This window comes from Hymenobacter lapidiphilus (assembly GCF_003417065.2).
Classification (GTDB): Bacteria; Bacteroidota; Bacteroidia; order Cytophagales; family Hymenobacteraceae; genus Hymenobacter.
The window spans coordinates 55,171-68,319 of record NZ_QVLT01000024.1 but is presented as its reverse complement, the minus strand read 5'-3'; the positions used below and the strand labels follow the sequence as shown (position 1 = coordinate 68,319).

The 13,149-nt window shown below is 61.9% G+C and carries 11 protein-coding genes and 1 pseudogene; 6 read left to right on the top strand and 6 right to left on the bottom strand.

The features are described 5' to 3' along the window. The 4 genes from D0N36_RS13845 to D0N36_RS13830 all read left to right on the top strand — a co-directional run. Nucleotides 1–1,098, top strand: a 1,098-nt coding sequence (locus D0N36_RS13845; protein WP_147320897.1) for a PHP domain-containing protein, incomplete at its 5' end; no start/stop codon positions are given. Nucleotides 1,099–1,268: 170 nt separating this feature from the next. Continuing rightward, nucleotides 1,269–2,333 (top strand): glycosyltransferase family 9 protein, encoded by a 1,065-nt coding sequence (locus D0N36_RS13840; RefSeq protein WP_116942386.1) that lies wholly within the window; start codon nt 1,269–1,271, stop codon nt 2,331–2,333. Nucleotides 2,334–2,429: 96 nt separating this feature from the next. Continuing rightward, entirely contained in the window at nt 2,430–2,735 is a 306-nt protein-coding gene (locus D0N36_RS13835; RefSeq protein WP_116942385.1) for a phosphoribosylpyrophosphate synthetase, read from the top strand. Nucleotides 2,736–2,738: 3 nt separating this feature from the next. After that, entirely contained in the window at nt 2,739–3,188 is a 450-nt protein-coding gene (locus D0N36_RS13830; protein ID WP_116942384.1) for an OsmC family protein, read from the top strand. A gap of 90 nt (nt 3,189–3,278) precedes the next feature. Here D0N36_RS13830 and serS read toward each other — a convergent pair. Continuing rightward, nucleotides 3,279–4,555, bottom strand: a pseudogene (gene serS / locus D0N36_RS13825) (serine--tRNA ligase). A 492-nt stretch (nt 4,556–5,047) separates the two neighbouring features. On the opposite strand from serS, the gene rho reads away from it, so the two are divergent. Beyond that, nucleotides 5,048–7,234 carry a transcription termination factor Rho gene (gene rho, locus D0N36_RS13820; RefSeq protein ID WP_116942383.1) on the top strand — a complete coding sequence of 729 codons (2,187 nt, stop codon included), beginning with the start codon at nt 5,048–5,050 and terminating at the stop codon, nt 7,232–7,234. Between the two features lie 230 nt (nt 7,235–7,464). On the opposite strand, the gene D0N36_RS13815 is transcribed toward rho, so the two are convergent. Next, complete coding sequence (locus D0N36_RS13815) at nt 7,465–8,730, bottom strand: T9SS type A sorting domain-containing protein (RefSeq protein WP_116942382.1); 1,266 nt, start codon at nt 8,728–8,730, stop codon at nt 7,465–7,467. Between the two features lie 219 nt (nt 8,731–8,949). Here D0N36_RS13815 and D0N36_RS13810 point away from each other — a divergent pair, with 219 nt between their 5' ends. Beyond that, a complete protein-coding gene (locus D0N36_RS13810) occupies nt 8,950–9,627 on the top strand; it encodes a DsbA family protein (RefSeq protein WP_116942381.1) in 678 nt (225 codons plus the stop codon). A gap of 213 nt (nt 9,628–9,840) precedes the next feature. On the opposite strand, the gene D0N36_RS13805 is transcribed toward D0N36_RS13810, so the two are convergent. The 4 genes from D0N36_RS13805 to D0N36_RS13790 all read right to left on the bottom strand — a co-directional run bounded on the left by D0N36_RS13805 (nt 9,841) and on the right by D0N36_RS13790 (nt 12,984). After that, nucleotides 9,841–10,062: a hypothetical protein gene (locus D0N36_RS13805; protein WP_147320896.1), complete on the bottom strand. Its 222-nt coding sequence runs from the start codon at nt 10,060–10,062 to the stop codon at nt 9,841–9,843. A 649-nt stretch (nt 10,063–10,711) separates the two neighbouring features. Beyond that, complete coding sequence (locus tag D0N36_RS13800) at nt 10,712–11,527, bottom strand: UbiA family prenyltransferase (protein WP_242478920.1); 816 nt, start codon at nt 11,525–11,527, stop codon at nt 10,712–10,714. Nucleotides 11,528–11,683: 156 nt separating this feature from the next. Continuing rightward, on the bottom strand, nt 11,684–12,487 hold the full coding sequence (locus D0N36_RS13795) for a class I SAM-dependent methyltransferase (RefSeq protein WP_116942379.1): 804 nt from the start codon (nt 12,485–12,487) through the stop codon (nt 11,684–11,686). A 62-nt stretch (nt 12,488–12,549) separates the two neighbouring features. Next, nucleotides 12,550–12,984 (bottom strand): hypothetical protein, encoded by a 435-nt coding sequence (locus tag D0N36_RS13790; RefSeq protein ID WP_116942378.1) that lies wholly within the window; start codon nt 12,982–12,984, stop codon nt 12,550–12,552. Nucleotides 12,985–13,149: the final 165 nt, after the last annotated feature.

Sequence of the window (13,149 nt, the reverse complement as noted above, 5' to 3'; positions counted from 1 at the left end):
ACCCCGCGCCGCAGCGGCCCGTTTGCCTGGCGCGGCGCGGCCACGGCCTCGGGCGTGCAGGTAGAAGTGCGGCTGGTTTCGCCCGCCGAGTTTACCAACCAGTTGCTGCTCACTTCGGCCACCGATGCCCATCTGAGCGGCGCCCTGACCGACGACGAGTTACTGCCCGGCCAGCCGGCCAGTCTGCGCCAGTGGCTAGGGCGCGAGCAGTTCGCCACCGAACCCGACCTCTACCAGCGCGCCGGCCTGCAATACGTGGAGCCCGAGCTGCGCGAGGGCCTGTGGGAGCTGCCGCTGGCCCGCCAGCACCAGCTGCCCCAGCTGCTGGAGCCCGGCGACCTGCGCGGCTCACTGCACAACCACAGCACCTACTCCGACGGCACCCACAGCCTGCGCGAAATGGCCACTTTCCTGCGCGACGGCGGCTACGAGTACTTGGGAATATGCGACCACTCGCAGGCCGCCCACTACGCCAACGGCCTGCCGGTGGAGCGGGTGCGCCAGCAGCACCAGGAAATAGACCAGCTCAACCAGGAGCTGGCTCCGTTCCGCATCTTCAAGGGTATCGAGTCGGATATTCTGTCGGATGGCGGGTTGGATTATGCGCCGTCCGTGCTCGAAACCTTCGATTTCATTGTGGCCTCGGTGCATTCCAACCTCAAAATGGACGAGCGCAAGGCCACCACGCGGGTGCTGCGGGCCATCGAAAACCCCTACACCACCATGCTCGGCCACCCCACCGGCCGGCTGCTGCTACGCCGCGAAGGCTACCCGCTCGATCATAAGGCCATCATCGACGCCTGCGCGAAACACAACGTCATCATCGAAATCAACGCCAACCCCTGGCGCCTCGACCTCGACTGGCGTTGGGTGCATTACGCGCTGGAGCAGGGCGTGCAGCTCAGCATCAACCCCGACGCCCACCACACCAGCGGCTACGCCGATATGCGCTACGGCGTGCTGATGGGCCGCAAAGGCGGTCTCACTAAAGCCACCACCTTCAACACAAAAACGGTGCAGGAGGCCGCCGACTACTTCGCTCAGCGCAAAGCCAACATCAAGCCCCCGCTGGAATTTCAGGATTCGTTGTTTGGGTAAGGGCTCGTTGTTCGAATAAAAAGAACGGTGTCATGCTGAGCGTAGCGAAGCGGAGTCGAAGCATCCCTACTGCAATGCTAATCCTGTTGTTGAGTTTACTATTGCGGTAGAGATGCTTCGACTCCGCTTCGCTGCACTCAGCATGACACCGTTCTTTCACGCGTAACTCAATGAAGATTCTGATTCTGCGGTTTTCCTCCATCGGCGACATCGTGCTGACTACACCTGTTATCCGCGCCGTGAAGCAGCAGGTGGCGGGGGCCGTGCTGCACTTTGCCACTAAACCGGCTTTCCGCGGAATCGTGGAAAACAACCCCTACGTCGACCAGGTGCATTGCCTGACGGGTAGTTTGGGTGAGTTGGTGGCTGAACTCAGGGCCGAGCAGTTCGACTTCATCATCGACCTGCACCACAACCTGCGCACGGCTCTTATCAAGGCCCGGCTGGGCGTGAAAGCCAGTAGCTTCGACAAGCTCAACGCTCGCAAGTGGTTGCTGGTGAACTGGAAGATTAACACCCTGCCCCGGGTGCACATCGTGGACCGTTACCTGGCCGCCGCCGCGCCGCTGGGCGTGCGGAACGATAACCAGGGACTCGATTATTTCATCCCGGAAGAAGACGAGGTGGAGGTGGCCGAGGTGCTGCCGCCCGCTTTCCAACGCGGCTACGTGGCCTTTGCCATCGGAGCCCAGCACGCCACTAAGCGCCTGCCCGTCGAGCGGATTATTGAGCTGTGCGGGCTGTTGCGCCAGCCGGTGGTGCTGCTGGGCGGCCCCACCGACGAAAGCACCGGCCACATTATCGAGTTGGCTTTTGATGAGGGCGCGGCCGCCTCGCCGCCCCAGGCACCCCGGATTCCGGAGAGCCCCTACTACTTCCCCAAAAACGCGAGCCCGCCAGCCCCCCAAACCATCATCTACAACGCCTGCGGGAAGTTCAACCTCAACCAATCGGCCTCGCTGGTGCGGCAGGCGCGGCTGGTCGTCAGCCACGACACCGGGCTGATGCACATAGCGGCAGCGTTTCAGAAGGAGATTTTCAGCGTGTGGGGCAACACGGTGCCCGAGTTTGGCATGTACCCCTACCGCACCGATTTCCGGCTCTTGCAGGTGGAAGGGCTGGCCTGCCGGCCCTGCTCGAAAATTGGCTTCGCCGAGTGTCCGCAGGGCCATTTCAAGTGTATGCGCGACATCGTCTTCAACCTCGACCTGCCCCCGGCCCGCGACGGGCGCTAGGAGGGAGAGAGGCCGCCGGAGCCCGCCCAGCCCGAATAAAGCACAACGGTTGGCAAGTGGTTGCGTACCGCTGATAGGGCCTTTCCCTAACCAGCTATGAAAACATACGACACGCTCAGCGGGGCTATCCGCGACCTGCAGCAACACGGCTACGACCATGATTTCAACCTGGCCGATGACCACCTGCACTGTCCCGGTCTGGATTTGAAGCTGCACCCCGCCAATTTCCAGGTGCGCGAGTTCTACCGCTTCGAAGGCGATACTGACCCCGGCGACGAAAGCATCCTCTACGCCATCGAGTCGGATAAGGGCGTGTGCGGGCTGCTGGTGAGTGCCTACGGCGCCTACTCGTCGCCGGCCAACGACGCGCTGATGCAGAAACTAACCATGCCCATTGTCTGAACTATGACGGATACGCCCGCCAATAACTATACAGTACTGGTAAAAGTCGGCCCCGAGGCCCTGACAGCTGATGTGCAGGCCGGCCGCCATACCTGGTTCGCCGATGAGCCCGTAAGCGTAGGCGGCCTCGATAAAGGCCCTACGCCCTACGACCTGCTGCTTTCGGCCCTTGGATCCTGCACGGCCATCACGCTACGCCTCTACGCCAGCCGCAAGCAGTGGCCGCTCGAAGGCGTGGAAGTACGCCTGCGCCACGGCCGCGTACACGAGCAGGACTGCGAAAAGTGCGAGGAAACCGGCCAACTGCTCGAACAGGTGGATAAGGAGCTACGCCTGCTTGGCCCTCTCACGCCCGAGCAGCGCCAGCGCCTGGAAACTGTTTCTTCCAAGTGCCCCGTGCAGAAAACGCTGCAAGCCAGCCTGCGCATTGTTACCACGCTAAAAGAGGAATAAACGAGTGCAGCCTTCGCAAGCGCAAAGCCCCTGACATCCGCACGGACATCAGGGGCTTTGCGCTGAATAACAGCTCGTTCATTCGGCGAGTTACCCGCCAATCGTCTCGAACCCGCAATACGAGTGCAGCGCTTTGGGCAGGCGGATGCCTTCGGGCGTCTGGTTGTTTTCGAGCAAGGCCGCCACAATGCGGGGCAGGGCCAGCGCCGAGCCGTTGAGCGTGTGCAGCAGCTGTGTTTTGGTGCCCTCGGGGCGGTAGCGGAGCTTGAGGCGGTTGGCTTGGTAGGTTTCGAAGTTGGAGGCCGAGCTCACTTCGAGCCAGCGCTGCTGGGCACCGCTCCACACCTCCAAATCGAAGGTGAGGGCCGAGGTGAAGCCCATATCGCCGCCGCACAGGCGCAGCACGCGGTAGGGGAGCTCCAGCTTTTGCAGCAGGCCTTCAATGTGGGCCACCATACCGTCGAGGGCCGCGTAGCTGTTTTCGGGCTGCGTGATGTGTACTATTTCCACCTTATCGAACTGGTGCAGGCGGTTGAGGCCCCGCACGTGCGCGCCCCACGAGCCGGCCTCGCGGCGGAAGCAGGGCGTGTAGCCGGTGTTGCGGATGGGCAGCCGCTCAGTGGCAATAATATCGTCGCGGTAGAGGTTGGTAATGGGCACCTCGGCCGTCGGAATCAGGTACAGGTCGTCGGCGGTGGCGTGGTACATCTGGCCCTCCTTGTCGGGCAGGTTGCCGGTGCCGTAGCCGCTGGCCTCGTTTACCAGAATCGGGACCTGTACTTCGACGTAGCCGGCGGCGCGGGCTTCATCCAGGAAAAAGTTGATGAGCGCCCGCTGCAGCCGGGCGCCTTTATCCTTATAGACCGGAAAGCCAGCTCCGGTAATCTTGTTGCCCAGCGCGAAATCGATGATATCGTACTGCTCAATCAGCTCCCAATGAGGCTTGGCGTCGGCCGCCAGCTCGGGCTTCGTGCCCCACTCGCGCACCACCTCGTTGTCGTCGGCCGCGCGGCGGCGGGTACGCTTTCGTGGGGCAGATTGGGTAGCTTGTACAGCAGCTGCTGGAGCTGTTTCTCGGTGTCGGCCAGCTCGTCGGAATGCGCTTTGGTTTGCTGCTTAAGCTCGCCGGTGCGGACCTTGAGGGCTTCGGCCTCGGCTTTCTGGCCGGTTTTCATCAGGCCGCCAATCTGGCGGGCCAGCTCGTTGGCTTCGGCCTGGGCTTGGTCGTGGCTGGTTTGCAGCTCGCGGCGGCGCTGGTCGAGGTCGAGCACGGCCTGCACGTCGGCTTCGGCGGTGGGGTAGTGGCGCTTGGCCAGGGCAGCCAGCACGGCCGCAGTATTTTCTTTCAGGACGGCAACTTGCAGCATATTGGTGGGGCAGAAAAAGCGAATTCGGAAGCCCAAAAATAGCCGTTTGATTCCGACCGCCAAGCGTGGGCCATTTCCGGGGCGGCAAAGCGGCCGGCCGCATCCTTTCAGCGCAGCCCGCCGTATAGGCTGCGAGCAGTTGCCCAGAGCAAGCCGGTGGGTTCTTCGGGGCTGCTGCCGCCTGTTTCGCGGCCGCCGGGCCACTCGTACCAGCCTGAGTGGCCGGATTGAAAGCCCGATTTGGCAGTTCCCGCATATTCCGTTAACATTGCACATACAAGTCGGCCTTAGCCGGCGGGCCCGTTAGCTGATTTATTCTTTACGCCCCGCCCGTCTTCGCCCCGCGCCAGCCGGTTTCACTTACCCATTTCCTGCTTTTCCCTGCATCAGGCACCGCCCCGCGGTTGCTACTGATGTCCGGAATGCCCCTTGCCTCGCTTGTGCGGTGCGCGCGCGGCCCCGAATTCCCTTTTTTGCCCCCCACATCAGTATATGTACACCATCGACGAGCTAAAGGACCGTTTGTTGTCCGAGTTGAAGGAGATTGCCGAAACCATTGAGGTGGGTAATTTCAAGAAGCTGAGTAAGCAAGACCTGATTTACAAGATTTTAGACCACCAGGCGAAGGGCCCCGCACCCCGACCCGCCGCCCGACCAGCCGCGGAACCTGTTGCTGCCGTCGCCGCGGTAGCCGCCGAAGCAGCGCCTAAAAAGCCTGCCGCCCGCGCTTCGCAGGCCGCAGCCCCGAAAAAAGCGGCGGCACGCCCGGCCGTTAGCCGCACCAAAGCTGCGGCCGAGCAGGCGGCTCAGCAGGCCCCCGCACCATTGGCCCCCGCCGAAATGGCTGCTGTCGCCCCCGAAGCAGCTCCCAGCCCTATGGCTCCGGAAGCGTCGGCTCCTTCGCCTACCTATTCTGATGTAACCCTGACGGCCACGCCCGCCGAGCCGGCTGCCGCAGCCGTAGCCGCAGACGCAATAGAGGAGCCCGGCAGCGCCGACCGCCCGGTAAAGCTCTACCAGCGCCCCGAGCGCCGTATCCGCACCGACCGCGCCGGCCGCCCCATCACGGCCTCCGATGCCGCCCTGGCCGATGTCGCCCTGGCCGACGTCGCGCTTTCTGATGATCTGGCCGGTGCTACCGTAGCCGCCGCAGTAGCCGACGAAACGGCCGGTGCCCCGCGCGCCGACCAGCCCCGCAACTTCCGCGACGACCGCGCTGACAGCTACAGTGGCCGTGATGGCCGGGAGAACCGGGAAGGGCGGGAGGGCCGCGAAAACCGGGAGGGCCGCGAAAACCGGAACGACCAGCCACGCGAAGGCCGTAACCAGCGCGACGGCAACCGCCCTGATGGCCGGGAACAGCGCGAGCAGCGCCGCGAGGAGCGGTTTGCCGCCCGCGAGCTTGCCCGCCAGCAGCGCCAGACCGAGCGCCAGAGCGGCGGTGGTGCCGAAGCCGGCCGCTCTGATCAGGGCCGCCAGGAGCAACGCCAGGACCAGCCGCGCAACGACCGGCAGGATCAGCAGCGCGACCAGCAGCAGCGCGGCAACAAGCTGCCGGAAATGGACCTTGTGATTCCCGGCGACGGCACTTTGGAAATGATGCCCGATGGCGGCTACGGCTTCCTGCGCAGTCCCTTCTACAACTACCTCACCTCGCCCGACGACATTTACGTGTCGCCCCAGCAGGTCAAGCAGTTCGCTCTCAAGGCCGGCGACTCGGTAAAAGCTACTATCCGTCCGCCCCGCGAAGGCGAGAAGTACTTTGCCCTCGTGAGTGTGGAGAGCGTGAACGGCCGCTCGGTAGAGGAAGCCCGCGACCGAATTCCGTTCACCAATCTCACCCCGCTCTTCGCCGAGGAACGCCTCAAGCTGACCACCAAATCGGCCCAGTACAGCACCCGGATTCTCGACCTGTTCGCCCCCATTGGCAAGGGCCAGCGGGGCCTGATTGTGGCCCAGCCCAAAACCGGCAAAACGGTGCTGCTGCAGGAAATTGCCAACGCCATTTCGGAAAACCATCCCGAGGTGTACCTCATGATTCTGCTCATTGACGAACGGCCGGAGGAAGTGACCGACATGGCCCGCACCGTGAAGGCCGAAGTGCTCAGCTCGACCTTCGACGAAACGGCCGACCGCCACGTGAAAATTGCCACCATCGCGCTGGAAAAGGCCAAGCGCCTCGTCGAGTGCGGCCATGATGTGGTTATTCTGCTTGATTCGATTACCCGCCTGGCCCGCGCCTACAACGCGGTGCAGCCGGCCTCGGGTAAGATTCTGTCGGGTGGTGTCGATGCCAACGCCTTGCACAAGCCCAAGCGCTTTTTCGGCGCGGCCCGCAACGTGGAAGACGGCGGTTCGCTTACTATTATTGCCACGGCCCTCATCGAAACCGGCTCCAAAATGGACGAGGTGATTTTCGAGGAATTCAAGGGTACCGGCAACATGGAACTGCAGCTCGACCGGAAGTTGGCCAATAAGCGCATCTTCCCGGCCATCGACGTGCCCGCTTCCGGTACCCGCCGCGAAGACCTGCTCATGAGCAAGGACGAGCTCAACCGCATCTGGGTGCTTCGCAAGTTCATGTCCGACATGACGGCTTCCGAAGCTATGGAGTTCCTCAAAGACCGCATGAAAGGCACCAAGGACAACGAAGAGTTCCTGCTGGCCATGAACGGCTAGACAAAGCTGCATCAACGCAGAAGCCCGTTTCGCATAGTGCGGAACGGGCCTTCTGGCGTTGATGCAGCTGGCCGATGGACGGACTTAGCAAGTGTTGGGGAATCGTCAGGCTGAGGGTGTGGCAGCAGCTCTACCGCTTCGCTGAATTACTGCTACAACGAAGCGGCAGAGCTGCTGCCACACCCTCAGCCTGACAAAAACAGCGTTTTCCAGGAATTCCCGATATGCGCTCAGTGCCGCACGAAACGCTGAACGTGACGCTGGCCGCCGGTAACGAGTTCTATTAGGTAGAGGCCGGCCGGAATCTGTTGCACACCGAACGAAGTACCGCCTGCCGTGCGGCCCGCAAGAACGGTGCGGCCGGTGATGGTGTAAATCCGGTAATCGACGGGCTGGCCTGTGCCAGCGGGCAGCATAATTGTTGTGGTGCCGGGGTTGGGGTAAATGAGGGCTTCAAGCTGCTGTGGGCCGGTAGCCACTACCACCGCAGAAAACGCCTCGCTACCGTCCCGGTCTACTTGGCGCAGGCGGTAATAGCCCGAGCCGGCCAGCGGGGCCGTATCGGTAAAGCTGTACGTAGCTCCCGAGTTGGTAGTGCCGGAGCCAGGTACTTGGCTAATTGGCGCAAAGGCCTGTCCACTAGCGCTACGCTGCACCTCAAAGTAGTCGTTGTTGAGTTCGGTAGCAGTTACCCAGTCGAGTTTCACGCCGGAAGGGCGGGCCTGGGCTGTAAAGCTAACGAGCGTGACGGGCAGGGGCCTGCAGTTGCTGCCACTTTGTGGGGTTTGCTTGGGGCCGGTGGCAGGGCAGGCGAGCCCCGGAACCTCATCAACGCACCAGCGCAAATTGCCGCTGAACACGTTGTGAGTGCCTCCGTTGACCCCCGTGACAATGCCGATAACGTGTGCGCCAGCTGGTCGCGAGCTTAAGCTGGGGCCTTCAATAGAGCCGTTGCCGTTTGAAACATCAAGGTTGCCTGTCACATTAAGCTGGGCATCTGTGGCGAGGTCAATGCCACCCTGAATGCCTAACATCAGGCATCCAACAGTTACAGTTGAGTTAGCTCCGATACTGACTCTGGCATCAAATCTACCCCGTTGGGTGTAACTAACGTCGAGAATTGATACAGCCAGGCGCGGGACACTGCGGTTAGCCGCAGCCTGCACTTCCAGGCTGCCGTGGCTGATGGAAAGGGTACGAGGCGTGGCGTCCTCCATCAGCGAGCCGGCAGCACTAATGACTATACTGCCACCTGCTTTGTTGTTGGACGGCCCCGTTATGGCAAAATCCTGATCGAGCGTAACTTGGTGGTTGATAATGATGTGGTCGAGCGAACCGGGTAGGTTAGGGCAGCTCGGGCTGCTCTTCGTCCAGGTAGTAGCTAGGCTAAATTTGCCATCCTGAGAGGTAGTGTAGGTGCACTGGCCCAGCGCGGTTTCGATACCTGCCAGTAGCACAGCCACCAGTAGCATCAGAGAGGTAGAGAGGGTTTTCATGATACATCATCCGCTTAGCGAGGTTAAATGGCAGAAAGAGGGCGTACCAGTGGTAAGGCCCTGGCTTAACTAATATACTATTAAAATATCAATAAGTATAATTTATAATTTAAATAGTTATATAAAATGAGAATAAGACAGCACTATTTTGTCCAATAGCCTTCCATCGGGCTTACCCTGATTTGGACAAGCTGATTTTGCGCCGGTACTTTGCCCCTTATGCAACCCACTCCCGCCTCCGACCTTCCCGAGCTACTCTACCTCTACGACGCCTACTGCGGCTGGTGCTATGGCATGAGCCCGGTAATGCAGCGCGTACAAACTGATTTTGCGGGTCGCCTGACCATCTCCGTGCTTAGCGGCGGTATGCTGGCCGGCGAGCAGGCCGAGCCCATCGGGGCTGGTTGGGGCTACATTGAAGGGGCCATGCCCCAGGTAGAGCAGACCACCGGCGTGCAGTTTGGGGAAGCCTACAAGCAGTTGGGCGCGGCCGGTACCTATTTCCAGGATTCGGAGGCTCCGGCCCGGGCGCTGTACATCGTGCGTCAGCTCGATGCCCACGGCCGGGTGCTGGATTTTGCCCATGTCGTGCAGCAGGCCCTGTTCAGCCGGGGCGAGAATTTAAACGATGTGCACACGTACCAACCATTGGTGCAGGCGCTCGATCTGGATTTCGAGGAGTTTGCGCGCCGGTTTGCGCTGCCCGAAACCGGGGCGGCCGTACGCCGCGAATTCGAGGCTGTGGCCCGCATCGGCGTGCAGGGCTTTCCGACCATAATTCTGCGGGCGGGTTCGCAGGGCTACGTGCTCAGCCGCGGCTTCCAGCCCTACGAAGTATTCGCCCGCAACCTCACCGATGCCTTGGCTCAGGCTGAAGAAGAAGCAGCCGGCAGTTAGGCTAAGCAGGTTCGTTGGTTGTGCCGTGCAAAAGCAAAAATTGCCGGCTGAGAAGCCGCGTTAATCAACGGACTGACTGAAGGCCGACGAAACTATCGGGTGAGGCGCGAAGCGTACGTGAAACCTCCCGCTCCGACTCTGGTGGACGCCAAGTGCTACCCTGCCCGCCGGATTGCTGAACAGAGATAAACAGCCCTGGGCTACCGGCTAATATCAGGGCAGGTGCACGACCTGCTTGCTGAGCGGCGACCAAACCAGATGGCGGCGGTCTTCTTTGCCCACCAGGTAATCGAAGCGCACGGCGTCGGGGCGCTGGCGCAGGTCGTTCCAGGTGGCGCGGTCGGGGCTGGTGGGGCTGGGGTAGGTGGCGTTGGCGGGCAGGGCCGGGCGCCGAAAGTTGGTTTCGGTGAAGAACTCCCGCACCCGTCGGCGCACGTAGCTCGCGCTCGGCCTGGGTCACCGTGGGCGTTTTCATTTCGTACACCAGCGCCGCTTCCAGCTCCGGCGCGGTCAGGATTTCGCGGAAAATTACCTCGCCCGTGGCCGTAGTAATGGTAAAAGTAGCCTCGCCACTGAGTAGGGCCGGGCCGCGAAGTACCAGCGAAAACACATCGGGGGCGGCCTGATTGGAGAACACGTGGCGGCTGCGGTTCACCAGCAGCGTATCGGACTGGGCCGTAAGGGTAGCGGCGCGGACGGTGTCGAGCGGTTCCGGAAAGGCGGCGCGGGCTGTGTCGGGTATCTCAGAAGCGGGGCCCGAGTTGCTGGCTTGGTCGGTGGTAGGGCCAGAGCAGGCCGCAGCCAATAGAGCCAGGGGCAGGGCGGGCAACAGCAGGTGTAGGCGCATAGCAGAAAATGTGAGTCACTTGGGGCGTTCTACGCAAGCATGAAGCCGGTTGTTAGAGGGCTTGCTGCCATCAGGAAGCACTCTTATGATTGACCACTGCTGCCGGGGGTGCGCAGTGCTACCCGCCGGCTACCCCACAATCTTTTCTGAGGCCTGGTTGGTACGTTTGCCCTTTTGTCGCCTAAAAAAGCAGCATCAGCGCAAAGGCCAGGCTCGTGCACAGCGAGGAAACCTGGTTCATGCGCATGGTGCGGTCGAAGTCGGCGGCGGCTTCGTTCTGCCACACGGCCCAGGCCCAGCGCCCGAACAGCCACACCACCGGGCCGTGGCCACCAGAAACAGCAGCAGATGGGTGGGCTCGTGGCGGCGCAGGTAGGTGTAGGCCAGCAGCCCGGCCCCGGTGGCCAGGGCCAGCCCGGCAAACACAAACGTGCCCCGGATGCCCAGCCGCAAGCTCAGCGTCCGGTCGCCGCGGCGCGCGTCTTCGGCGTGCTGGTACACCTGCGTAAGCGGATAGGAGCCGGCCAGAAACAGGCTGCTTACCAAAGCCAGCAGCAGATTATCGGGGGTCAGCAACTGGCCCTGGTCGGCCCCTACGCCCACCTGGGTCATCAGAAACGTGTAGGCTCCCTGGAACACCACCACTACGGCCGTGCTCAATAGCGGATACTTTTTAAGGCGGATGCCCTCGTAGCTGTATGCCTTCGATACCAGCAGATACACCGCCACCAGTCCCGCAAAAATCGGGCTCAGCAGCCAGCCACCCGCCACCGCCAGCGCATCGAACAGCCACACCAGGTGCAACAGCTCGGGCGACACTTTGGGCGGAGTGCGCAGGCCGCCAATACTGCCCTCGTCGCGGTCGTAATAGCTGTTGTAGCCGTTGGAAGCAGGGTAGGCCAGCAGGTGCAGCACCACGAACACGCCTACTGCCCTCCCGATGCTGAATGGCCCCGGCAGCGCGCTCAGCCCAAACCAGAACACCGGCATCAGGTACACCGAAAATGGTATCCGCAGCAGCGGCAGGGCCTTTTTGTACTTGGTAAGTAGCAAGGAGTATTGATTGACGGGCGTGAGCGGAGGCGGAAAGGTAAAGCTACAGGAGTTGGGATGGATAGGACGTCATTCAGAGCGCAGCGAAGAATCTCGCGTGCTGAAATTGGAATTACTTCGGCACGTGAGATTCTTCGCTGCGCTCTGAATGACGTCCTATCTATCCACTCGCTCCTCTGCCCGGGGCACGCCAATCAGGTACGTTACCTGCGGCCCCCACCAATGGCGCACTTTGCCGGCCTGCCAGGCGAATGTTCCTTCCGGGTCGGCGCGATGGGCCAGGGCCAGCAGTTGTTCGGGCGGATACATGCGCAGAATGCTCACGCAGCCGTCCCAGATGGTGAAGAGCGGGATGAGCGGTACGACGTAGGTGAAAAACAGCCGGCTGAAACGGAACGGACGGATAAAGGGCGTGATAAGCAGCTGGGCCGCCGGCAGCACCGTGAGGGCCAGCAGCAACTCCAGCCAGTGCTTGCCCGCGCCCTCAAACACGCCAATACCGGTGCGCTGCCGCACCGCATCGGCCAGAAGGGCCTCGGCGGCGGCGGGCGGGAAGTGGTGGAACGCCGAGAAGATGGTGCGGAAGCCCGGCAGCCCGGCCGGTACAGCCAGCGCGTTTACCGGGGCCGGCTCGAACTCCAGGCCGGGGGTGGCGGCCTGCAGCGGCTGCCAGGCGGCGGGTTGGGGGTAAAGGTCGGTGAGGCAGACGCGGGCATCGGGCAGGCCACCGGCCCGCAGGCCGCGCAGTACGCCGGCCGTGCCGCCGCCCGCCCCGGCACCCAGCTCCAGCACCCGCGTTTGGCCGGTGTGGCGCAGGGCCGCCAGCAGCAGCGGCACAATGGGCCGATAGGTACCCAGGGCCGAAATCATAAACCGCAGGTAGTCCATCATCCCGGACCGAATAACCTTCGGAAACCAGGGCAAATCCTCGAACTCGAACAGGTGCAGGCGCAGCTTCATGCCGTGGGCTTACGGGCAGAGCAGGCGTTGCGTTGGCCGGCCCCGCCCGCGCAGGCGGGTCGCTAGGCCGGGTGCTGCGAAGGCGCGGCTACGTGCCGGGCAGGACCATAGAGCCACAACACGCCCAGCACCGCTGCCAGACCATACGGTAGTGAAAACGGCAACAGCTCGGCCAGCGAATTCATCGGAATGAGGTCGAGCAGCAGCAAATTGATGAGCAGAAAAAACAGAATAATACCCGTTAAAGCCATTGTGCGGCGTGGCCAGTTAGCCTGCAGACGGCTCATGAGCAGGAAAAAGGGAACTACCAGCGGCACGATGGCCAGCGACGCCAGTGCCGCCGTCAGGCCTACCATCAGGGCAATCGAATAATCATCGAGCCGCTCGTAGGAAAAATCCAGCAGCAGCCAGAGGGTCCCGCCGAGGTTGCTCAGCAGCCACAGAATAAGTGTGCGGGTAATAGTAGAATAATTGGCCGAAGTATAAGTGTGCGTCATAGGATTGGTGGTTAGAGAAATGGGAGGATACATTTATGGCCGAAAACCGGGTAGACAGACGGCCGGCGACAGTAGCGTTGCTGCCAGAACTTACGGTCTCAAAGTTCCCACTGGTTTGATTTAAAGCAGGTTTTTAATGGGAAAGGGCTGTTTCAAAATGGGGCG

Excerpts from the sequence above, each read along its gene's own strand:
- rho (WP_116942383.1), top strand. The coding sequence starts at position 5,048 with ATGTACACCATCGACGAGCTAAAGGACCGTTTGTTGTCCGAGTTGAAG.
- D0N36_RS13830 (WP_116942384.1), top strand. The coding sequence starts at position 2,739 with ATGACGGATACGCCCGCCAATAACTATACAGTACTGGTAAAAGTCGGC.
- D0N36_RS13835 (WP_116942385.1), top strand. The coding sequence starts at position 2,430 with ATGAAAACATACGACACGCTCAGCGGGGCTATCCGCGACCTGCAGCAA.
- D0N36_RS13815 (WP_116942382.1), bottom strand. The coding sequence starts at position 8,730 with ATGAAAACCCTCTCTACCTCTCTGATGCTACTGGTGGCTGTGCTACTG.
- D0N36_RS13790 (WP_116942378.1), bottom strand. The coding sequence starts at position 12,984 with ATGACGCACACTTATACTTCGGCCAATTATTCTACTATTACCCGCACA.
- D0N36_RS13795 (WP_116942379.1), bottom strand. The coding sequence starts at position 12,487 with ATGAAGCTGCGCCTGCACCTGTTCGAGTTCGAGGATTTGCCCTGGTTT.
- D0N36_RS13840 (WP_116942386.1), top strand. The coding sequence starts at position 1,269 with ATGAAGATTCTGATTCTGCGGTTTTCCTCCATCGGCGACATCGTGCTG.
- D0N36_RS13810 (WP_116942381.1), top strand. The coding sequence starts at position 8,950 with ATGCAACCCACTCCCGCCTCCGACCTTCCCGAGCTACTCTACCTCTAC.